Source organism: Thermoactinomyces vulgaris (genome assembly GCF_003688725.1).
In the GTDB taxonomy this organism is placed as follows: domain Bacteria; phylum Bacillota; class Bacilli; order Thermoactinomycetales; family Thermoactinomycetaceae; genus Thermoactinomyces; species Thermoactinomyces vulgaris.
Genome location: NZ_REFP01000007.1, coordinates 68675 through 90801, shown reverse-complemented (window position 1 = coordinate 90801; position 22127 = coordinate 68675). Strand labels below are relative to the sequence as shown.

Here is a 22127-nt window from a genome sequence, read left to right as displayed (position 1 = left end):
AAAATGTCCAATGGCGTTTGGCAAATGCTGAAAAAAAACCGCCGTTCTTTTGTAATGTTCCTGTTGGGCGTTGTCACGGGCAGCAGTATTTTTCTGATTGTCTACGGACAAAAACTGGACGGTTTGCTTTCCGAGAGAAACACCATCTATTATGCAAACAACCAAAAATACAAAGAAATCCTGAAATTGGAGAAAGAAATTGAGCAACTGACCAAAAAAGGAAACCGGCGGCAAGACGAGGAAGAACGAATCAAAAAAATCGTTGTGGAGGTGGATGCCGAACAGCCTTTTATCTCGGACGCCGTCAAAACGCGGATCGAGAAAAAATTATCCCCCTTTCTGGACAAATCCATGCAATGGATCAGCAACAATCCGGATATCATTGAACTGATCCTCGAAAAAGAACAAGTCACCATTGATGACACCCAACGCACCAAAGTGGAAGTTCACTTAAAATATGTCTCGTTGTACAATGAAACGCTGAAAATCTGGCTGGAAGCCAAAAGCCTCAACAATGACGTGGCAAACACGAACGGTTGATGCAATGCTTTAAGATATACGATATGATGTAAAGGAAACCGGCATTTTAGCCGTAAAGGCAAAACGCCTTGTTCCATCTTGGACATGACCAAACGCCGCATGCGGTTTCAGGAGGTATTATCAGTGGAAGCCCTTGTCATCCTGTTGATTTCATTGATATGCATCAGCATTTTTGGAACTTTTTTCAACAGCATTTTATCGCGTCGCCAACAAGGAATATCCAAACATCTTCACCGGGCCCGGATGAATATCCATATGGGGGTCATGTTTGTCTCCATCGCCCTGTTGCAATTTGTCACTATCCAAACGACAACGATACAGGGAGTGTTCATCGCCATCATTTTTGTGCTGGGCCTGATCAACGGATATTACGGAATCAAAAACCATCACTATTTCAAACAACTGAGACAAGAAAAACAAGAAGCCTCACAGTCCTGAAAAAACAAAAAGGCTCAAACCTGAAGAGATTTGAGCTTACCATGACGGCATGGGCAATGAAGTCCATGCTTTTTTTAACGGTCGATGGCGTGCGCTGTGATGAGCGCTTTGGCCACAACTTGTTGATCCAATATCATTTCCACATCCATTTTCGCCTGTTTCCGCCCCAGATCCAAAATTTTGGGTTGGATTTTTACGTTGCTTTCGATTTGAACCGGTTTTAAAAAATAAAGCGTCACATTTTGGATGGTGAGATCCCCGCGCCGTTTCCGGCGAAGGGCACGAATGGCGGCCTCCGTCATCAACGTGGTGCACACCCCCGTGCTTAACATCCCCAAAGAATCCGTCATTTGCGGGGTGATTTGACCGCTGAATACGGTTTCTCCATTGGTTCCCTCTTCCGAGAACCCGCGAAAACTCAATTCCTGGATCGTTTCGCCGACTTGCGGCTGTTTTTGCATATAGTGCAACGATTTGATCACATCTTCGCGGCTGATCACCCCGATGATTTTCCGGTAATCATCCACGACCGGCAACAATTCAATGCCTTCCCACACCATTTCATGGGCGGCGGAAGCGAGGGATGTCTTTAAATTCACCGTGATCGGATTTTTGGTCATCACTTTTTCAATTTTCTCATCCGGGGGAAATCCCATCACGTCTTTCGCTGTCACCATCCCGACCACGCGGTCTTTGTCATCGGTGACCGGATACCGGCTGTGCGAGGTTTCCCGCAACAACTCGTGAAAACGGGAAATGGTGTCATCCGCCCGCAGATAAACGGGACGATTGGATGTTTTGATCACATCTTCCACCATCAAGATCTCTTTTTTGATCAGCCGGTCATAAATCGCCCGGTTGATCATCGTCGCCACCGTAAAGGTATCATAACTGCTGGAGATCACCGGCAACTCCAGCTTGTCCGCCAGCTGCTTCACTTCATCGGTTGCATCAAACCCGCCTGTAATCAGCACGGCGGATCCTCTTTCCAGCGAAACCCTGTGCACATTATCCCGATTTCCGACGATGAGAAGGTTCCCCGGTTCCACGTAACGCATCATGGCTTCCAATTTCATGGCTCCGATCACCATGCGGTTCAACGTCTTGTGCAAACCGGCCCGGCCGCCAAGAACACTTCCGTCCACAATGTTGACCACTTCGGCATATGTCAATTTTTCAATATCGGAACGTTGCTTTTTCTCAATACGCACCGTTCCCACCCGTTCAATGGCATGGACAAGCCCCTTGAGCTCTGCGTCTTTAATCGCTCTGTAAGCGGTTCCATCGCTCACGTTCAATTCTTTGGCAATTTGCCGTACAGATATTTTATGTCCCACTTCCAAGCTCTCAATGTATTTGAGAATTTGCTCATGCTTTGTCGCCAATTGCCTTCCCTTCCTTCGCCGTTACTGTTACACCTATTATATTACAAAACGGGAGACAGAAAAAATAAAAAGGAGCTTTCCAAGAAAACTCCTTCCTGTTTGCAATAGAAACAGTCTTGCCAAATAGAAAGAAACAGATTCAATACCCGGTGATCTGACGGTGTTTTAGGGTTTTCTTCAGTTCCAACATTCTGAAATATTGCCGGATCATTTTTTCTTTGCGTTCTTTTTTCAACAACCGTTTCATCTCCAAAATATTGGCCGCGATATTCAGGGATAACCCCGTCAACCACATCAGGGAAAAAAACGTTCCTCCCCCTCCATGGAGATCAAAGGGAAGCTTGGGGACGGCAATGATCAAAAGGGCCACACTGATTCCAAGTTCAATCATCCGTTTACCTTTCAATTCCCTTCCCCCCTCACCATTTACCAACAATATATTCTTTTGTCTTTTTATATAGCACCGGCTTATCAGCCTTATGAGCAAACAAAAAAGAGACGGCTTTAAAACCGTCTCTACCAAAGGGGGTTTTCATCTTCGTCTATTGTAGTGGAAAAAGATTACGAGTCAATTACAGTAAATTTACAAATCGTTATCTTAGAGGGTGAATGTTTCGCCGACGCCAAGCACACTGCCGCTCATACCTTTGGCATTCAGTTTCTCCACAAAAGCGCCGGCATCTTGCCGGATCGGCGGGAACGTGTTGTAATGCATCGGAATCACATGCTTGGCCCCGATCCATTCCGCAGCCGTCAGCGCATCTTCCGGCCCCATGGTGAAATTGTCCCCGATGGGGAGAAGGGCCAAATCGATTTCTTTTCCTCTTCCAATCAGTTTCATATCAGAGTAAAGCGCAGTGTCCCCTGCATGGTAAATGGTTTTACCTTCCAAGGTCAGCACAAAACCGGATGGTGGTCCCAAATAAATGATTTGTTGTTCTTCATTTTTGACAAATCCGGAACCATGCAGCGCATTCACCATTTTGACATGGCCAAAATCAAACGAATAGCCTCCGCCAATGGACATGCCATGGGCATTCACCCCTTGGAAACCGAGCCAGACGGCCAATTCATGGGGGGCGATCACGGTCGCTTGATTCCGCTTGGCAATGTCCACCGTATCCCCGACGTGGTCGTCATGACCGTGCGTCAATAAAATCCAATCTGCCTTGATCTCTTCCGGTTTCGCTTTCGCCAGCGGATTGCCGCTTAAAAACGGGTCAATGACAATGCGGTGTTTCGGGGTTTCAATTTCAAAACAAGAATGTCCGTGATATGTAATGTTCATCCGTCATCCTCCTTCTTTGCAATCCTTTCAACCTGTCTGACCATCCCGGGAAACCGTGACCGTGGACAAGGTCATCCTTCCACCCGTCCGGCTTCAGTCCCCCTCTTTTTCATCCTAACGATTTTCCCGCTTTTTTTCCATCCCTTCCGCCGAAGCCAAGCCTGTTTTATTCACCATGCGGTTGACGCCCACATACCATACATTAGTATTTTACAGGCGGAAGGGGATTGTCATGGGGCTGGCACAAGTACAAATTCAAATCTTGTCGCAACATCAGCTTCCTCACCACATTGATCTGGTGATGAGTCAGGCTTTGGCCAAAAAATTGGAGATAAAAACCCCGGTTTTCTCAGTCGCATTTGGTTCAGCCATCGCAAAAGGACGAGTCGCTTTCAGTCGCATGAACCATAAACTGATTTGCATCAGCTCTGAGCTTGCCGAGCAATTGAAAATGAACCCTCAGCCATGGATTCGGGCCCATTTTGACGCACATTCTCTCCGCTTGCGATTTGGACCTGTTTTTGGCATTTTGATCAATGCCCATCCACAGGAAAAGCGTGCTCAACCTTTTGGCCTGATGACCAAATTTCTGGATGAATGCATCACTGCCGGTCAGATGAGAGGGATCCGGGTCGCTGTCATCACGCCGGAACACATCGATTTAAACCGGAATGAAACGACCGTCTGGATCAAACAGAAAAACCGGTGGCAATGTACAAAATACCCGCTCCCGGATGTAATTTACAACCGCATCAACTCACGCCGCATCGAGCAACAAGAATCTTTGCAGAAAAAAATGTCCCTGTTAAAAAACCTTTTCCGGATCCCCATCTTTAATGAGAGGTTTTTGGATAAATTACAGGTTTATCAAATCCTGGTCCAAGATGAAGCAATCCGTTCGCGATTGCCGGAAACCTATTCATTCCGCGATCCGAGGGCCTTATCCCTCTTTAAACGATACTCCACCGTTTATCTCAAACCGACCAACGGCAGTCTGGGAAGCGGGATCATCAAGATAACCCATTCCAAAAACAGGTGGATTTATCAACTGTCCACTCCAGGGGGAACGGTTCGCCGAACCTTGAAGAACCATTCCAGCCTGATGAAATTGTTAAAACAAAAAATCAGAAGCCAGCCTTACATCGCCCAACAGGGACTCAGGCTGATGAAATTTGACTACCGGCCGGTAGACTTTCGCATTTTGGCACAAAAAACCAAGGAAGGGGTTTGGAAAATCACTTCTTCCGTTGCGCGGATTGCCAACATTCAACATATTGTATCCAATCTGGCCCGTGGAGGTACAATCCGCAAAGCAAGTGATGTTTTGAAGGAATTGTCCTATCCAAACAAACCGTCCATCCACCAACTTCGGGCCGCCGCACTTGACATCGCCAAAACGTTTGAACGTTTGGCCGACGGCCATTTCGCCGAACTCGGAATCGATCTGGCCATTGATGTGCACGGAAAAATCTGGCTGATTGAAATCAATTCCAAACCATCCAAAACCGATGACACCGTGATTAATCCAAACAGCCATTTTCGCCCGTCCGTGTTGCGGTTGATCGACTACGTGCTATACCTTTCCAAGCAAGGAAAACATCCTCCCGCCCCTTCTCCTTCGACGACTTCCGGGATCATGAGGAGGCAACGGCGATGACCGATCAAAAAAACAGGCTTGGCATAATGGTTTGCTACGGAAACAACCAAAAACACCCTCCGTTTAAAGAGCACACATTCTTTGAACAACTGACACTCGAAGGAAAAAAGCAGGGGCTGGAAGTCTTTATATTCAATCCGGGCCGGATTCATTGGAAAACCAGAACGGTTCCGGCTTGGCATTATCACAATCAGCGTTGGAAACAACAGACGGTTCCGCTGCCGTATTTGATCTATGACCGTTGTTATTATGTCAACGCCCGGCATTATATGAAGTATAAACCCCATGTTCAAAAAATCACCCAAGACCCGCAAATCCGGTTGCTTGGAAGAGCTTTGGGCGGGAAATACCAAACCTATCTCATCTTGAAAGAGCATCCGGAAATCCGGACTTATCTCCCGGAAACCAAGCGGTTGACCCATGCACAAGAGCTGTTCTCTTTCCTCCGGAAACATAACCGTGTTTTGATCAAACCCAATGGCGGCAGTCACGGAAGAGGAGTGGTCGCCATCGAACAAATCCCCCCCTCCTCTTTCTTGCTGAAAGGGCGGACGAAATTCAACCGGCCTTTTTCCGTTCAATTTCAAACCCTGGTCCAACTCAGCCATTGGGTGGAACAAACCATCCGGGACACCCGTTACATCCTTCAACCTCTTTTGTCGCTGAACACACCGGATGGACGCCCGTTTGATGTCAGGATTCTGGTCCAAAAAAACGGACAAAAAAGATGGGAAACAACGGGGCATGCCATCCGGACCGGCCAACCCGATTCCATCACCTCCAATTTGCACGGCGGCGGGCAAGCTTTACCGTTCCAACCTTTTTTAAAGCAGCATTACACCCCGCAAGAAGCAGCCAAAATTTCCTCGACCATCAACTATCTGAGTGAAATCGTGCCCCCGTTTATCGAAAGCCGTCACGGTCCTCTGGTAGAGCTGGGAATCGATATCGGCATCGATGAAAACAAAGATGTCTGGATTATTGAAGTCAACTCAAAACCCGGGCGGTCCGTTTTCTTAAAAACCGGAGAACTGGAAGTGCGGCGGCGTGCCATCCAGTTTCCCATTCAATATGCGAATGCCTTATTGAACAGCTAGGAGGGTCAGTATGAAATCAATCCTTTGCCAAATACGAATTCACTCCAAAACTCCGGCCAAAGCCATTGTGATCAGCCAGGCATTAGGGAATTTATGGGGATGCCAAAGCGGGCAATCCATTAAAATTCAACTTGGAAACAAAACGATGATCACCCGGGTGATCATCGCTCCACTGGCCGGAAACAAGATTTTCCTTTCCCCGGCGGTCGCCAGACAGTTGCTCTTCCCTTACACGGGAACCATCCGGGCTCTGTTTACCGACAAAACGTTGAAATTCGGACCCGTGATCGGCATCCTCACCACCGGTTTCCGCCACCACCCGGAACAACCTTTCGGCAACCGGACCCAGTTATTTCGTAGTTTCATTCAAGCGGGTTTTGACGAAAAACCATTCATCTATGTCTTTACTCCGGAAATGGTGAATTGGCAGAATCAAACCGTCCGGGGATGGTACTTCTTCCAAAATCGTTGGCATCCCTTGTTCTCACCGTTTCCCGATGTCATTTATGAACGGATTCCCAATCGCCGGGCTGAATCCATGGCCCAGGTTCAGTCCTGTTTAAACCGCTTCAAAAAAAACACCGCTTGCAAAATCTTCAACCAAGGCTTTTTCAACAAATGGTCCATCCATCAGATGCTGAACCACCATCCGGCAACATCCACTTTCATGCCCGAAACTTACATGCCCCCCACTCTGGAGATCATGGAAAGAATGCTGAAAGAGCATCGGATGGTCTATTTAAAGCCCAGTGGCGGCAGTTTGGGGCTGGGGATTTTCCGCATCACTTACCACCCGGGAAAAGGTTACTATTGCCGGTTCCACAAAGGGAACAAAAACGTCCTTCACCTGTTCCGGTCTTTAAAAGCGTTAATCAGCCATTATTTTGGCAGCATCCACTCTCCCCGGTTCAAAAAATATCTCGTTCAGCAGGGGATCCGGTTGATCCGGAATAACCACCGACCTGTCGATTTCCGTGTTCACATGCACAAAGACAGCAAAGGGCACTGGAAAGTGGTTGCCATCGGCTCCAAGGCAGCCGGTTTCGGTTGCGTCACAACACATGTCAGGACCGGAGGCTCCATCATCCGGACGGATGAACTGCTTCTTAAAACATTCCATCAGCATGCCTCTGAAGTGAAAAAAATGATCATCCGCTCCGCCATCACCATTGCCGAAACATTGGAAGAACAGATTGACGGAACCCTGGGAGAGTTGGGGCTGGACATCGGGGTGGACCGCAACGGCCGCGTTTGGCTTTTTGAAGTGAATGCCAAACCGGGCAGGCACATCTTCTTGCATCCGAGTTTGCGCGAAGCCGGGCGCATGTCTGCAAAATATATAACCGATTATTGTTTAAATCTGACCAACTTCATTTAACAAAGGGGGAGCGCCATCTTATGAAATTACCCAAAGCCGGCTGGCTGTCCATCGTACCAAACAAAAACACCCTGGAATTTGTTCCGCTCAGACGATATCCAAAAAAACAGTTTCCCGGCATGGTTTCTGCCATTATCGGCCGTCACACGAAAGCGAAAATCAGATTCAACCCCCACGGCAGGCCCAGCCAATCCCATCACACGCCCGCCCGCCTCAGGCATTTGTCCCGGAAGAATCATTATCAAGCCGGTCCTTTTGTCGCCATATTAACCTCAAACAATAAAAAGCCGTTTGGAGGAAATCACCAAAATTTCGCCGACTTGATCCGGACGGGAAGAGAAATGGGCGTCACCGTGTTTGTCCTTACGCCCCAAGGCATCGGCAACCATTCCACCGTCAACGGATATCTGCTGGATCCTCATTCGGTGAAACCGCGGTGGAAAGCGGCCCGGCTGCCCTTCCCGAATGTCGTGTACAATCGCATCCCCAACCGGATGATTGAAAAAACCCCGGAAGTCCGGCAAACCATCCGGCAACTGCAGCAAATGCCGGGCGTTTACCTGTTTAACCCCGGCTTTTTTGACAAATGGACGCTGTACCAACAGCTTGCCGCTTCTCCCGACTTACACCGGCTGTTACCGGAAACCGTCCGGCTTCACCACATGGAACAATTGGAGCGCATGGCCGCCAAACATCCGGTTCTTTATTTTAAACCGGTCGAAGGAAAAGCCGGCATCAAAATGATGCGCCTTGACAAAAAAAAGCAGCACTATGAACTCTCCTACCAGACCACCAGGGAAAAAAAGAAATACCGGGTGCGGACCCTGAAAGAAGTTTGGGATTTGTACAACCGGCTGAAACAAAAAACCGCCTATATTTTGCAACAAGGCATCCCGTTGGCCACCTTTCACGGCCATCCGTTTGACATCCGCATTTTGCTCCAGAAAAACGGCACCGGCCGATGGGGGTTATCAGGGATGGGGGTCCGGGTGGCCGGCGAACGGGCAATTTCCACCCATGTTCCCATGGGAGGGCACATCGAAAAAATCGACACGGTACTTCAATCCGTGTTTGGCAGCGAAACAGATCGTATCAAAGAACGGATCGAACAAGTCGGCATCCGGACCGCCCGGTGGATTGAAAACCAACAAAACGCCCTCCTGGGGGAAATGTCGATGGATCTCGGCATTGAAAAAGACGGAAGCCTTTGGATCTTTGAGGCCAATTCCAAGCCGATGAAATTTGACGAACCCAACATCCGGAGACGGTCTTTGCGCCGTTTGATTGAATACTCATTGTACCTGAGCGGATTTTCACATACATCGGAGGGGACGGCGACATGAAAATTCATGCATTTCCGCCGCAATCGTTGGAGCGGATCCGAAAACCCCTGCTCCGCTTTTTGAGACGATACGGAGACGGGAGAATCACCCATCAGGCGATGCGGTGGTTCCACCGGTTGACGCCTGGAGAATTGAAGGAAGGAACTTATATCGCCGCCGCTTATGACGAAAAAAAAGTGGCGGGAATCATTGTCTTTGGAAACTACGGAATTGAAGAATCTTTCATCGCGGTCCATCCGGATTACCGCCGGAAACGGGTGGGGGAACAACTTTTGAAGCAAGCGATCCAATCCTTGGGGAAAGTATATGCCCGGGTCGCTTCCGACAACATCCCCAGCTTAAAACTGTGTTTTTCATGCGGATTGATGGCTTTTTCGCTATGTAAAGGCCCGACCGGAAAAGACACCCTCTGGCTGGGCGGGGGAAATTTCGATCCGGCGGACGTGTTGAAGAAATCCGAACCGTCTGTCAGAATCCCGGTTCCGGAAAATTAAACAAATGACTGCTCAGAAACAAGATCTGAGCAGTCATTTTCATTCGTTGGAGCGACAACGAATATTTTCAACGGATGTTTTTTCCGAATTTACCGAATCACACGTTTACTGAATCACACGTTGGGCTTTGACAAACCCTTCTTTCAACCAGCGGTCGGACAAATCGTCATACCGGACACCACCCGGTCCCCAGGTATGCAAGATTTTGTTGTTCCCGGCATAAATGCCCACATGGCCGATCCGTCCCGGATTGCTGCTCAGCTCAAAGAACAACAAATCCCCCTTTTGGATTTCACTGAAAGGAACCGTTTGTCCAACCGTTGATTGTTGACGGGAGTTACGCGGCAGATCAATGCCGTTTTCTTTAAACACATGTTGAACGAAAGAAGAACAATCAAAGGTTTTGGTTTGTCCTGATTTAGCGCCAAACTGGTAAGGTGTTCCCAAATATTTTTCTCCTGTTGCAATAATCTGGTCTGCTTTGGTCGTAGCTGTTTGTTCTGTATCCGTTTGCCCGTTATCGGACGGTGCTTGTCCAGTTTGGTTTTCAGGAACCGTGGTTTGTCCGGACGGTTCTGAAGCTTCCGGATTTTCAGGCTGTGCATTTGCCGTTTTTCCCTTGAACGCCCAACCAAACTGTTTGAAAATCTGGGAAATCAAGGAATGGTTGGCCGTTTCCAAAGTGGCGGCATGTGTGATGCCTGCCGGAAGTCCTGTAGAAATCACAAGAGATGCTGCGACAGTAATTCCCAATTTAATAAATTTTTTACTGTTTTGCATCAAATCCTCCTCTTCCATTTTTGCCGCTCCCAAAGCTAGGTTCATACTAACATAAATCCACGCTCCTTTAATATGTAATAAATGGTTATTCTTAGGAAACCCGATGAATACTGGCGTTGTGCGATTTTGATTTGACATGTTTCCATTTTTCATTTTGATGCATATACCTAAAAGAGAGTGGAAAATGCCCGATAGAAAGGAGTACGACCTTTGAAGAAGAGAAAGTCTCATTCAGCCAAAAAAAGGGAACGTCCCTCTCCTTACATGGCCGATGAACGAATTTTGGAGGAACTCATTCAATTGGAGCAAGCAGAATTGAAAAAGAAACGGAACAAAACCGGTCTGTTGGAAGACATGGAAAACACCGCGGAACTGTCCGATTTATCCAAACCTTTAAAAACTTCATCCACCCAGACCCGGCAAAGCCATTCGCCGATTTACACCAATGACATCGCCGACGCCGCCGTCACGGAGGAAAAAATCGCCAACCAGTCGATCAGCGGGAAAAAGATCAAACCGGACAGCATTGGCACCGATCACCTTGAACAGGCGGCCGTAACCGAATCCAAATTGAAAAATGAAGCCGTCACCTCACAAAAAATTGCCAAAAATGCAGTCCGCTCCTTCCATCTGGATCATGATTCCATTGAAGGAAGCCACATCAAAAAAGATTCCATTCAAGCCAAACACATTAAAGACAATGAAATTCCCGGCAGCAAATTATCAGACGGCAGCATCAATGAAAGCAAACTCAAAGAACGCTCGATCCAAAGCAAACATTTGTCACTGGGCCATATTTTAAATGAGCATTTGGCCGATCAGTCCATCAGCGGCGAAAAATTAAAAAGCGGTTCCATCCGCACCATTCATTTGGAAAACGAAGTCGTGAACCAAGCAAAACTGGCCGATGAATCCGTCTCCGAAAGCAAATTGCAAAACGGCGCTGTCACCAGCGACAAAATCGCATCTCAATCCATCGAATCCCAACACATTCAACCCGGCTCCATTCAAGGTTCCCACATTCAGGAAAAAGCCATCAGCCCCCACCATTTCGGGGAACAATCCATCCCGGGGGAAAAAATCACCCATCAATCCATCACCGGACAACAAATCCGAAATCAATCCATTCACAAAGATCATTTGCAGCCGGGCATCATCACCCATGAACATTTGACCCCGGATTCCGTCAAAGAACAACACATCGCCCCAAACAGTGTCCATGCCGAAGCCATTGCCGAAGGCGCCATTCAGGAAAAACATCTGAACAGGAAAATCATCGGCGAAGAACACCTGCAAGAAAACAGCATCAACAAACGCCACATCCAGGAAGCAAGCATCAATGAGCAACATTTGGCCAATCATTCCATTTCCGGTTCCAAGTTGATCGACCATTCGATTTCCACTTCCAAACTGGCTCCGGAATCGGTATCCACCGACAAAATCAACGACTTTGCCATCACTTCGAACAAACTGGCCAACGGATGCGTCACGTCCGAAAAAATCGGACACCACACCATTTTGCGGGAACATCTGGGAGAACAGATCATCCAGTCCAGACACATTGACCGGGGGCAAATCCAACACAAACATCTGGCGGACGAATCCGTCTACGGGGATAAACTGGCCAATGAAAGCATTCAGGGAAAACACATCGGATCCGCCACCATCAGCGGCCATCACATCGCACCTTTTTCCGTCCAGTCCACCCACATCGTCGACGGAGCCATCACCAAAGAAAAACTGGACCACTCCGTCATCGAAAACCAACATATTGCGGATCAGTCCATTGAGGACCATCACATCAAAAACGGGCAAATTCACACACGGCATTTGAAAGATCAAGCAGTGACCGCAGAAAAAATCGGAGAAGGCGAAATCGATTCCCGCCATCTCCACAGCGAATCCGTCACCTCCCGCCACATCCGGGAAAAACAAATTGGTCCGGAGCACATCAAAGACCAGTCCATTTCCAACGAACTGATCCAAAATGAAGCGATCCATGCCCGCAACCTTGGAGAAAAATCGGTCGAATCCCGACATCTTGACGCTGAAGCCGTATTATCCCGGCATATCGGGGAAAAGCAGATCCAAAGCCACCATCTGCAAGACCAATCCATCGGCGAAAATCACATTGAGGACGGGGCAATCAACGCAAAACATCTGAAACACGGCGAAATTCACACGGACCATTTAAAAGACCATGCCATCGTCAGCGAAAAAATCGCCAATCACCAGATCAAATCCCGTCATATTCAAGATAAAGCCGTCAACGCCGAGCATATTCAGGATAAGCAAATCAGCGCCCGGCACATTCAGGAACAATCCATTTCCGGGGAGCTGCTCTGTGATGAAACGGTTTCTTCCCGGCATTTGACATCCGACTCCATATCGTCCCGGCATCTGTCCGCCGCATCCGTTTTGTCTCACCACATCGGGGAACAACAGATCCAAAGCGGACACCTGGATGAAAACTCGATTTGCGAACATCATCTGAACGAGGAAGCTGTCGGGTCATTGCACATCTCAGCCGGTGCCGTTTTGTCACGTCATATCAGAAAAGAACAGATCCAAGGCCACCATATTGAAGATACAGCCGTCTCCGGCCGGCACATCCAAGAAGAGGCCATTCAATCCGGGCATATTCAGGAAAAGCAAATCGAGTCGAAGCATATCGCGGAACAATCCGTGGCATCCGGACACATCCAGGATGAAGCCATCGCGGCCCGCCATCTGGCCCAAAATGCAATCTTGTCCCCGCACATTTCAGCCGGTGCCGTTTTGTCCCGGCACATTGAAAAAGAGCAAATCCAAGGCCACCATATTGAAGATACGGCCGTCTCCGGCCGGCACATCCAAGAAGAAGCCATCACCAAAGCCCATCTTCAAGATGACGCGGTCGATGCCGGCAAACTGGCTTCGCATTCCATCTTGCCGCGCCATATCGCAGATGATTCCGTGCGCTCCTGGCACATTGCCCAACGGCAAATCCAGGAAATGCACATTGAGCAAGGAGCCATTTCAACCGATCTGCTTCAAGATCAAGCCGTTCATTCCGACAAGTTGGCATCCCAGTCCATCTTCCCCCGCCATATCAACGATGATGCGATTTTGTCCTGCCACATCGCCAAAAAACAAATCCAGGGAACACACATTGAATCCGGCGCCATTTCTGCGGAACATCTGACGGACCAAGCAGTGACCACCGAAAAAATCGCTGATCAAAGCATCGGCTTGGAGAAATTGAATTTCCGTCCGCTCCTTGCGGATGAACAACCTGCCACGGTTTCAGGCATTGCCCGCTTCCAACTGGAAGAAAATATGTCCGGACGGACGTTTCAAATCCCGTTGGCCACTCCGATTAAATCGCCCTATGCCGTCGTGGCCATCACCAATCATCCGGAATGCCTGGTGACACTGAAAGAAAATCACGCCGACCACTTTGTCATCCAAATCGACCGCAATCATGAATCCACGACCTCCATCGAAGGATTGCTTCACTGGTTCGCCCGACAAACCCCGGTGGATGACATTCCTGCCGCCATCCCGGTTCCGGACACAGACAATGTCGCAAGCGAAGAGAAAAAACCGGAAAACGCCAATTCCGACCATCATCCAAAAACGGTGAAACAGGAAGAAGAAGATGAACAAAACCACAACCCATTAACGGATGACCCGGTCCAACCCTTTCTCCCGTTAACCATTTCCTCTGCAACGGACATCGCGGAAACCGAAACAACCGGGGAAGAAAAACAGCTGGAAGAAGAAGAAACGGAAACGCCGGATAAAGAGGAAATGAAAACCCGGGGTAAAGAGGAGCCGGAAACCGGATCGGAAGCCGGAACAGAAGATGCTCAACAGGAGGAGCCGCGTTCCGGTGAATAAACAAAAATGTCCGCTTCAACCCCGAATTGAAGCGGACATTTTTTCACAAATAGCGCCGTGTGCATTTTTTCCCGTTATAACAAAAAACCACTTTTCTCTCTTCAATCACTGTCTCCAAATAGACCGGGCGGCCCCATAATGCATAAACATGCGGCAACGTTTTTTCCAGATATTTCGTATCCAACTCAACGCCTTCATACCGGTGGAGCAAATACAACCCTCCGTTTTCCGCATAATCCCCGTCTTTCACCACAATGAACGGATGTCCCCCGTTGATCCGGCTCATCACCAGCTCATCCCGGACCGACTCCCAGTTTTTGTCCGTGATTTTCCACTCGTCGCCTTTGCGTTGGAATACATACAAATCCAGTTTTTCCACCAACTCTTCGGTCAGGTAATTCCGCAAAAAGGAAATATCGGAATCCAACTCACGGACTTCAAAGATTTTTTTCCGCCCTTGCCCGGGCTTCATCCCCAACTCCCTCTGCTCTTTTTCGGTTGGATGATCCCACCGGCGTTCAATGTCTTCAAACATCTTCAATCCCAGGTAATACGGATTGATGGATGTTTTGGAAGGTTGCAAGACAGAGGCATTCAAACCGGCAAATTCAATCGCCTCTTCTTCATTCAAATCCAACTCGCGCATGATGCGGATGTGCCAGTAGGAGGCCCAACCTTCATTCATGATTTTGGTTTCCAGCTGCGGCCAGAAATACAACATCTCATTGCGCAAAATGGTCAAAATGTCCTGATGCCAATCTTCCAGCACCCGGCTGTGTTTCATCAAAAACAGAACCAAATCTTTTTCCGGCTGTTCAGGGAATTGTTTCTTTTTTGGAGAAGGCTTCGGGTGTTTTTCCGGTTGATCCAATTCCCACAAGTCATCATAAGGAGTGGAAGGTTTGGAAGGGGTTGACGGATTCGCTTTCTTCCGGTTGGCTTTTAAATCCAACAGGCTCGGATTGATGTGCTCTTGAATGGCGAGGGCATGATCCAAAAATTCCTCCACCACTTCTTTCCCGTACTTCATTTCATATTGGCGGATCCGCTCCGCGCTGGCGGCCATTGTCTCCACCATGTCTCTGGAAGTTGCCGAAAAACGGACGTTGTTCTTAAAAAAGTCGCAATGCGCCAGGACATGAGCCACGATCATTTTGTTTTGCGTCAAGCTGTTTCCCTTGAGCAAAAAAGCATAGCAAGGATTAGAGTTAATGACCAATTCATAAATTTTGCTTAAATTTAAATCGTATTGCAGTTTCATTTTGTGAAAAGCTTTGCCGAAGCTCCAATGTGAAAACCGCGTCGGCATGCCATAGGCACCAAAAGTATATATAATGTCTGCCGGACAAATTTCGTATCTCATCGGATAAAAATCAAGCCCGAAACCCTTGGCTATCTCTGTGATTTCGGCAATCGCCCGTTCCAACGCCTTGTGGTCCACACTCATCTCGCATCTCCTTCCCGAAAAGGAATTCCTTTCTATATCTGATTCAGACCCACATAGAACTGGAACGACTGCTTTCATGGAAGAACGAAATTTATATTAATATATAAGTATATTTTACTAAATTTTCCGTAAAAATTCAATCTTTCCGGTTGCAGGATGGCACCCTCCCCGCCCTTGTTTAATAAAATATAATGACAATATGTCCTTTAAGAAATTTCAACACAAGATCAATTGACAACCCTTTCTGCCAAGCGTTATACTTGACAACGTTCAAAACCTTATATTGTCATGGTTTTATCTCTGTTAGGTGAGGTTCCTGTTCGGAGATACGCTACTGCCCAAAAATGTCGAGAGACGCCAATGGGTCAGCAGAAAAGATCGGAACGAAGGTCTTTTCTAATGTAGCTGGTTGTTACAACCTATGCCGTGCAGTGCCAAAGCTCGATGAGGGAGATAAAGGCCGGCTCATGCTTCAATGGGCTTGTTTTGCTCTGTCTCCCGCTCTCATCGTCAGTGGGAGTTTTTTATTTTATAAAAGGGGGGAAACGAGATGAGTCAAGCAGCTTTCGTCAAGGAAGAGTTGCAAAACCTGTTCTGCTCCGAAAAAAAAGAAACGCGCTTGTTGGAGCTTTTGCGCCAAATGCAACCATACGATTTGGCCGAGATTTTCCGAGATTTGGATGTGGATCTCCAACGGGAACTCATCACCCATTTATCTTTGGCTCATGCCGCGGAAGTTTTGGAATATCTCGAGCCGGAAAGAACCTATGAGTTGCTGAGCCGCATGGACGAAACGGTCACCTCGTTATTGATCAAGCAAATGTCCAGTGACATGGTGGTGGACCTCCTGCTCGCCATCCACCCGCTGCAAGCCGAAAAGTTGCAACGGCTGCTCCCGGCGGATTACCGGAAAAAGATCAAACAGCTAATGACTTATCCGGAGGATACGGCCGGCGGCTTGATGACAGTGGATTATGTATCGGCCCGGGCCTATTGGACGGGGGAACAAACCATCCGGCACATCCGGAAAGTGGGTTATGAAGCGGAGATTGTCTCCTACATCTATGTCACCGACCAACGTGGCAAACTTTTTGGCGTGGCTTCACTCAAAGAAATCATTTTGGCCGATCCGAAAACCCCGCTTTCCGACATCGCCAAAACCGATATCATTTCCGTTCCGGCCGAAACCGGACAGGAAGAGGTCGCATCGGTTTTGTCCCGTTACGGTTTTTATGCCGTACCCGTCGTGGACCGGCAACACCGGTTGATCGGAATCGTCACCTACGATGATGTGGTCGAGGTCATTCAGGAAGAAGCAACCGAAGACATCCAAAAAATCGGAGGAAGCCAACCGTTGACCGAACCTTACTTCAAAACCTCCATCTGGAGTTTATACCGGAAACGGATTGTCTGGCTCTTCATTTTGTTTGTCGGAGGTGCTTATACCGCAACAGTTTTGGAAAGTTACCAGAGCACGCTGGATCAAGTGGTTGCCCTATCCTTTTTTATCCCTTTGTTAATCGGGACAGGCGGAAACACCGGTTCGCAAATTGTCACCACACTGATCCGGGCCCTCGGTGTCGGGGAAGTCAAGTTTCAAGATTTGTTCCGTGTCATCAAAAAAGAACTCCTCACCGGAATGTTTCTCGGCATGTCGCTGGGACTGATCGGCTTTATCCGGGCTTGGATCATGGGCGTCACCTTTGACGTGGCTTATGTGGTCGCGTTGGCTGCGATGTTTATTGTCATCTGGTCGTCCGTGGTTTCCGCAGCATTGCCGCTGATCCTGAGCCGGCTGAAAGCAGACCCGGCGGTCGTTTCCGGACCATTGATCAGCACCTTGGTGGATGGAACCGGATTGATCATTTACATGACGATTGCCAAAATGATATTGGAACTTTAAAATCTGATGAATCGAGGTTGATGAAACTTTGAGTACCGATCAAAGTTCTGATCAGGAGATGAAGGCAGGTGCCTTTGGTTAATCCTCTGTGAAACAACAACAGGACCAAACCAAAAGCACCTGCCTTTTAGTATGCAAGAAAAAAGAATTTCAGAAGGTTTTGATATTTTTACATAGAATTATTCATATGGATAAAGATTGCCTTCTTTTATCAATTGAATAGTTTCAATCTTTATCCAATTCATTATATTTTTGAAAGGAGTGCCTTTGTTCCCATGCTTTCCCGTAAAAAACGGTGGTTTTCCCTGACTGTCTCCCTGATGCTTTTGGCGGCCTTTCCGATGACCGGCTTTGTCAACAGCGCAACAGAATCCTTGGATGAAAACCGTTTTTCCACCACCGGATTCTACCACATCCCTGAAGTCAAAAGCAAAGAACAACGAACCGAAATTGCCCGGACCGGTGCATCCATCGAAGAGGTCGGAGCGGATTATGTGAGAGTGCTTGCAACCGACACGGAACTGAAAAGCCTGAAAGAAAAAGGCTTTCAACCCAAAGCCGAGCCGGTGTTGGGAACCCTCGATTTCCCCGATGCCGACTCCCGCTACCACAACTATGACGAAATGGTTAAAGAGATTGATCAAGCCGTTTCCGATCACGGCGACATCGTCCGCAAATTCAGCATTGGAAAATCATATGAAAACCGTGACCTGTGGGCGGTGAAGATCAGCGACAACGTTCAAGAGGATGAAGACGAGCCGGAAGTTCTCTACGCCTCCCTGCATCATGCCCGCGAACATTTAACCGTTGAAATGGCTCTTTATCTGCTCCACCTGTACACCGACAATTATGCCACCGATCCGAGAATCAAAGAGATTGTCGATTCCCGGGAAATCTACATCCTCTTTAATATGAACCCCGACGGGGGAGAGTACGACATCTCCACCGGCAAATACCAATACTGGCGCAAAAATCGCCAGCCCAACAGCGGATCTTCCTCCATCGGCACCGACTTGAACCGGAACTACGGTTACCAGTGGGGTTGTTGCGGAGGTTCCAGCAGCAATCCGTCCAGTGAAACCTATCGCGGACAAGCTCCTTTTTCCGCACCGGAAACTGCTGCTCTCCGCGATTTCGTCAACAGCCGGGTGATCAACGGGGAACAGCAAATCAAAACGGCCATCAGTTTTCACACCTACAGCGAATTGATCTTGTGGCCCTACGGATACACCTACGAAAACACCCCGGATGACATGAGCGCTGATGATTATCAGGTATTTAAAACCATGGGGGAAACCATGGCTGAAACCAACGGTTACACCCCCCAACAATCCAGCGACTTGTACATCACGGATGGAGACATGACCGACTGGGCATACGGCGAACATAACATCTTCGCCTTCACGTTTGAAATGTATCCGAAAGGAACCTCCGGCGGAGGCTTTTATCCACCGGATGAAGTCATTGAACGCGAAACGGAACGGAACCGGGAAGCGGCTCTTTATCTGGCGGAACAAGCCGATTGTCCCTATCGGGTCATCGGAAAAGAGGCACAATATTGCCAAGCTAAGGATTAACAATATAAGATTTAAGATCCTTTCTCACAAAATCTGTGACGGCCCATGTCCGGCCGTCTTTTTTTGCGCATGAAAAACAAAACATTGAAACACACTAACCATGAAGGTGATACCATGTGGGAATTTATCGTGGAGCATATTCCGGATAAGAAAATATTCATTTTTGCCATATTGATTCTCGTGATTCCTTGTGCCGTGACCCGCCTCTTTCAATGGATTCGTTCATGAAAGGATGACTGACGTTGATCAAGCGCCATTTCTACCGGAAACGGAAAAAAGACATACATGAAAACAAACAATCAGCCGATACGGATCGTTTGAAAAACAACCTTGAAACCAATGTGAATTATTTCAACAAACTGACAGAACAACATCCGGACTTGACCATCCGTTCCTTTCGAATCGGCGGGACCAACATCCAGGCGGCCTGTTTGTTTATGAAAGAAATGGTGGATGAGAAAACCATCAACGAACAAATTCTCGACCGTTTGATGCACAACTGGGATGAATTCACCACCGGGGAAACCGAATTCATCCAGTCGGATGAAATCATCAACTTGATCAAAAACCACGTTTTAAGTTTCTATAAGATCAAATCAATTCAAAGCTATTCGGATATTTTCATCCATTTGATCCGGGGATCCACGGCCGTGTTGGTGGACGGATGCGACCAAGCAATTGTAATGGCCACTAGCAAGAAGTTGACAACCAGCTTGGGACCCTCCGAAACCGAAGCAATTGTCCGGGGACCCCAAATCGGTTTCACCAACTCGCTGGAAGTCAATTTGGCGCTGCTCCGGCAAAGTTTGGCCACGCCGAATCTTACTTATAAGTCCTATGTTCTCGGAAGGCGGACACAGCGCAAAGCGTCAGTCGTCTACATCCAGGACCTCGCAGACCCGGAATTGGTCAAAACGGTGGATCAACGCATAAAAGAGATCGACATCGATGAAGTATTGGACACCAGTTATATTGAGCATTTGATCGAAGACAACACCTTTTCTCCATTTCCGCAAGTGCAAGACACCGAACGTCCGGACCGGGTGGCGGGGGCGCTGACAGAAGGACGGGTGGCGATACTTCTGGACGGGACCTCCTTTGCCCTGATTGTACCTGTCACGTTTTGGATGTTTTTGCAATCGCCGGAAGACTACTACACCCGTTGGATTCCGGGGATCCTGCTACGTTACTTGCGGTACATGTCTGCTTTTCTGTCGATTTCCCTGCCGGCTTTCTATATCGCCTTTACCTCCTTCCATCAAGGGCTGATCCCGACAAGGCTGGCGATGAGCATTGCCGCCACCCGGGAAGGTGTGCCTTTCCCGTCGGTTTTGGAGGCGTTGTTTATGGAAGTGGCAGTTGAAGTGTTGCGGGAAGCCGGGCTCCGTCTTCCCAAATCGGTCGGCCAGACCGTGGGTATTGTCGGCGGGTTGGTGATCGGGGAATCCGCTGCGCAAGCTGGCATTGTCAGTCCCATCTTGTTGGTGGTGGTTGCGGTGACAGCGATCTCATCCTTTGCCATCCCCCAATATAACGCCGGGATCGCTCTCCGGTATTTGCGCTTTGTGCTCATGTTATTTGCCGCCTTTTTCGGTTTGTACGGGATCATCATCTTTTTCTTGTTAACAATGACTCATCTCGTCCGCTTGGAAAGCTTCGGATTCCCTTACTTGGCACCGATTGCCCCCATACGAACCCAAGATTGGAAAGACATTTTGTTCCGGTCGCCGCTGAGTCGCACAAACCGCCGTCCGGTCACCTTAAAACCCCAAGACCCGGTCCGGCAAAAACAATGAAGGATGTGTCGTGATGCTAGACAGCAATCGGAAACAGATCACCACCATTCAAACATCGATATTCATCGCCTCGGTCATTCTGGGAATGGGCGTCCTAACCCTTCCCCGGAATGTCACGGAAGACACACAAGGACAGGACGGTTGGATTTCGGTCATTCTTGCAACCCTGATTCTTCTGTTGATGGGATGGTTGATTATCCGGTTGAACCGGTATTATCCGGATCAAACTTTTTTTCAATACAGCACGCAAATCTTTGGCAAATGGATCGGCAATTTGGCCAATTTGATCTTTCTCTCATATCTTTTTATCACTGCCGGCTATGAATTGAGAGGCATGGCCGAGGTGACACACTTCTATTTGCTTCCCAACACCCCGCCGGCTGTATCCATATCGCTCATGGTGTTTGTCGGGATTTATCTGATGACCGGCGGAATCGTTGCCGTCGCCCGGATGTTTGAAATTTTGCTTCCCATCACTCTCTTCTTTTTCTTTGTCGTATTGGCCACCAGCTTTAAAGTGTTTGAATGGCGAAACATTCTGCCGGTCATGGGAATGGGGGTGGAACCGGTGATCAAAGGGATTCACGGTTCATCCCTGACGTTTTCAGGTTATGAATTCATGTTGGTGTTAAACGCATTCATGCAACGAAAAAAAGAAGCATGGAAAGCGATTTCCGCCGGGATTTTGGTGCCCGCACTCTTTTACGTTGTCATTGTGATTGTCGTGGTGGGCGGATTGGGACCGGATCAGACGATCACCCTCACTTTTCCGACCATTGAATTAATCCGCTCCTACGAACTGACAGGCATATTTTTCGAACGATATGAAGTGTTTTTGCTGGCCGTCTGGATCTTGCAAATCTTCGCCACCTATGTGAGCATGCAATACATCTTTTGTCTGGGGATTTCCCAAATTACCGGAAAAAACATCCGTTTTTTTATCTACGGAGTCTCTCCCTTGATCTTTTTGATCGCATTCCTGCCGGCGGATATCAATGAATTTTTTAACCTGGGCACCATTTTGGTGCACATCGAGCTCTTCGTGGTCTTCATCATTGTGCCGATCGCACTGGTGGTTGCCTGGATCCGCAACCGGCGTTCAAGACACCATAATTAACGGAG

General features: G+C 48.2%; 17 protein-coding genes and 1 riboswitch. Of the genes, 12 read left to right on the top strand and 5 right to left on the bottom strand.

The window, feature by feature from the left end:
* The first annotated feature begins 3 nt into the window (after positions 1 to 3).
* On the top strand, positions 4 to 540 hold the full coding sequence (locus ATH33_RS00765) for a sporulation membrane protein YtrI (protein WP_037997638.1): 537 nt from the start codon (positions 4 to 6) through the stop codon (positions 538 to 540).
* Positions 541 to 663: 123 nt separating this feature from the next.
* Positions 664 to 978 carry a YtpI family protein gene (locus ATH33_RS00760; RefSeq protein WP_037997641.1) on the top strand — a complete coding sequence of 105 codons (315 nt, stop codon included), beginning with the start codon at positions 664 to 666 and terminating at the stop codon, positions 976 to 978.
* 74 nt (positions 979 to 1052) lie between these two features.
* Here the strand turns inward: ATH33_RS00760 and ATH33_RS00755 are convergent, their stop codons facing one another.
* The 3 genes from ATH33_RS00755 to ATH33_RS00745 form a co-directional block, all read right to left on the bottom strand.
* On the bottom strand, positions 1053 to 2363 hold the full coding sequence (locus ATH33_RS00755) for a DRTGG domain-containing protein (RefSeq protein WP_037997643.1): 1311 nt from the start codon (positions 2361 to 2363) through the stop codon (positions 1053 to 1055).
* A 139-nt stretch (positions 2364 to 2502) separates the two neighbouring features.
* Positions 2503 to 2769, bottom strand: a complete 267-nt coding sequence (locus ATH33_RS00750; RefSeq protein ID WP_062842867.1) for a hypothetical protein — start codon at positions 2767 to 2769, stop codon at positions 2503 to 2505.
* A gap of 192 nt (positions 2770 to 2961) precedes the next feature.
* Positions 2962 to 3651, bottom strand: coding sequence for a metal-dependent hydrolase (locus ATH33_RS00745; protein WP_037998109.1), 690 nt, complete (start codon positions 3649 to 3651; stop codon positions 2962 to 2964).
* Between the two features lie 232 nt (positions 3652 to 3883).
* Here ATH33_RS00745 and ATH33_RS00740 point away from each other — a divergent pair, with 232 nt between their 5' ends.
* The 5 genes from ATH33_RS00740 to ATH33_RS00720 are packed head-to-tail and all read left to right on the top strand — an operon-like array spanning position 3884 to position 9620.
* Positions 3884 to 5308 (top strand): YheC/YheD family endospore coat-associated protein, encoded by a 1425-nt coding sequence (locus tag ATH33_RS00740; protein WP_052186903.1) that lies wholly within the window; start codon positions 3884 to 3886, stop codon positions 5306 to 5308.
* Positions 5305 to 6405, top strand: a complete 1101-nt coding sequence (locus tag ATH33_RS00735; RefSeq protein ID WP_037998113.1) for a YheC/YheD family endospore coat-associated protein — start codon at positions 5305 to 5307, stop codon at positions 6403 to 6405. The genes ATH33_RS00740 and ATH33_RS00735 overlap by 4 nt, the downstream gene beginning before the upstream one ends.
* Positions 6406 to 6415: 10 nt before the next feature.
* Positions 6416 to 7783, top strand: a complete 1368-nt coding sequence (locus tag ATH33_RS00730) for a YheC/YheD family endospore coat-associated protein (RefSeq protein ID WP_121873944.1) — start codon at positions 6416 to 6418, stop codon at positions 7781 to 7783.
* 20 nt (positions 7784 to 7803) lie between these two features.
* Positions 7804 to 9126, top strand: coding sequence for a YheC/YheD family endospore coat-associated protein (locus ATH33_RS00725; RefSeq protein ID WP_121873943.1), 1323 nt, complete (start codon positions 7804 to 7806; stop codon positions 9124 to 9126).
* Positions 9123 to 9620, top strand: a complete 498-nt coding sequence (locus tag ATH33_RS00720; protein WP_049719764.1) for a GNAT family N-acetyltransferase — start codon at positions 9123 to 9125, stop codon at positions 9618 to 9620. The genes ATH33_RS00725 and ATH33_RS00720 overlap by 4 nt, the downstream gene beginning before the upstream one ends.
* Positions 9621 to 9725: 105 nt before the next feature.
* Here the strand turns inward: ATH33_RS00720 and ATH33_RS00715 are convergent, their stop codons facing one another.
* Complete coding sequence (locus tag ATH33_RS00715) at positions 9726 to 10400, bottom strand: C40 family peptidase (protein WP_165489706.1); 675 nt, start codon at positions 10398 to 10400, stop codon at positions 9726 to 9728.
* 210 nt (positions 10401 to 10610) lie between these two features.
* On the opposite strand from ATH33_RS00715, the gene ATH33_RS00710 reads away from it, so the two are divergent.
* Entirely contained in the window at positions 10611 to 14282 is a 3672-nt protein-coding gene (locus ATH33_RS00710) for a WIAG-tail domain (RefSeq protein ID WP_121873941.1), read from the top strand.
* A gap of 43 nt (positions 14283 to 14325) precedes the next feature.
* Here the strand turns inward: ATH33_RS00710 and ATH33_RS00705 are convergent, their stop codons facing one another.
* Entirely contained in the window at positions 14326 to 15729 is a 1404-nt protein-coding gene (locus ATH33_RS00705) for a SpoVR family protein (protein WP_037994410.1), read from the bottom strand.
* 292 nt (positions 15730 to 16021) lie between these two features.
* A riboswitch (M-box (ykoK) riboswitch) is annotated at positions 16022 to 16188 on the top strand.
* Between the two features lie 91 nt (positions 16189 to 16279).
* On the opposite strand from ATH33_RS00705, the gene mgtE reads away from it, so the two are divergent.
* The 4 genes from mgtE (at position 16280) to ATH33_RS00680 (ending at position 22122) form a co-directional block, all read left to right on the top strand.
* The gene (gene mgtE, locus ATH33_RS00700) at positions 16280 to 17632 is read left to right on the top strand and encodes a magnesium transporter (RefSeq protein ID WP_037994408.1); all 1353 of its coding nucleotides are present in this window, start codon (positions 16280 to 16282) and stop codon (positions 17630 to 17632) included.
* A gap of 275 nt (positions 17633 to 17907) precedes the next feature.
* On the top strand, positions 17908 to 19209 hold the full coding sequence (locus tag ATH33_RS00695; protein ID WP_121873940.1) for a M14 family metallopeptidase: 1302 nt from the start codon (positions 17908 to 17910) through the stop codon (positions 19207 to 19209).
* 242 nt (positions 19210 to 19451) lie between these two features.
* Positions 19452 to 21005, top strand: coding sequence for a spore germination protein (locus ATH33_RS00685; protein WP_062842860.1), 1554 nt, complete (start codon positions 19452 to 19454; stop codon positions 21003 to 21005).
* Between the two features lie 13 nt (positions 21006 to 21018).
* On the top strand, positions 21019 to 22122 hold the full coding sequence (locus ATH33_RS00680; protein ID WP_037994401.1) for a GerAB/ArcD/ProY family transporter: 1104 nt from the start codon (positions 21019 to 21021) through the stop codon (positions 22120 to 22122).
* The last annotated feature ends 5 nt before the right edge of the window (positions 22123 to 22127 follow it).

Excerpts from the sequence above, each read along its gene's own strand:
- ATH33_RS00740 (WP_052186903.1), top strand. The coding sequence starts at position 3,884 with ATGGGGCTGGCACAAGTACAAATTCAAATCTTGTCGCAACATCAGCTT.
- ATH33_RS00730 (WP_121873944.1), top strand. The coding sequence starts at position 6,416 with ATGAAATCAATCCTTTGCCAAATACGAATTCACTCCAAAACTCCGGCC.
- mgtE (WP_037994408.1), top strand. The coding sequence starts at position 16,280 with ATGAGTCAAGCAGCTTTCGTCAAGGAAGAGTTGCAAAACCTGTTCTGC.
- ATH33_RS00725 (WP_121873943.1), top strand. The coding sequence starts at position 7,804 with ATGAAATTACCCAAAGCCGGCTGGCTGTCCATCGTACCAAACAAAAAC.
- ATH33_RS00680 (WP_037994401.1), top strand. The coding sequence starts at position 21,019 with ATGCTAGACAGCAATCGGAAACAGATCACCACCATTCAAACATCGATA.
- ATH33_RS00745 (WP_037998109.1), bottom strand. The coding sequence starts at position 3,651 with ATGAACATTACATATCACGGACATTCTTGTTTTGAAATTGAAACCCCG.
- ATH33_RS00705 (WP_037994410.1), bottom strand. The coding sequence starts at position 15,729 with ATGAGTGTGGACCACAAGGCGTTGGAACGGGCGATTGCCGAAATCACA.
- ATH33_RS00695 (WP_121873940.1), top strand. The coding sequence starts at position 17,908 with ATGCTTTCCCGTAAAAAACGGTGGTTTTCCCTGACTGTCTCCCTGATG.
- ATH33_RS00720 (WP_049719764.1), top strand. The coding sequence starts at position 9,123 with ATGAAAATTCATGCATTTCCGCCGCAATCGTTGGAGCGGATCCGAAAA.
- ATH33_RS00765 (WP_037997638.1), top strand. The coding sequence starts at position 4 with ATGTCCAATGGCGTTTGGCAAATGCTGAAAAAAAACCGCCGTTCTTTT.
- ATH33_RS00735 (WP_037998113.1), top strand. The coding sequence starts at position 5,305 with ATGACCGATCAAAAAAACAGGCTTGGCATAATGGTTTGCTACGGAAAC.
- ATH33_RS00715 (WP_165489706.1), bottom strand. The coding sequence starts at position 10,400 with ATGCAAAACAGTAAAAAATTTATTAAATTGGGAATTACTGTCGCAGCA.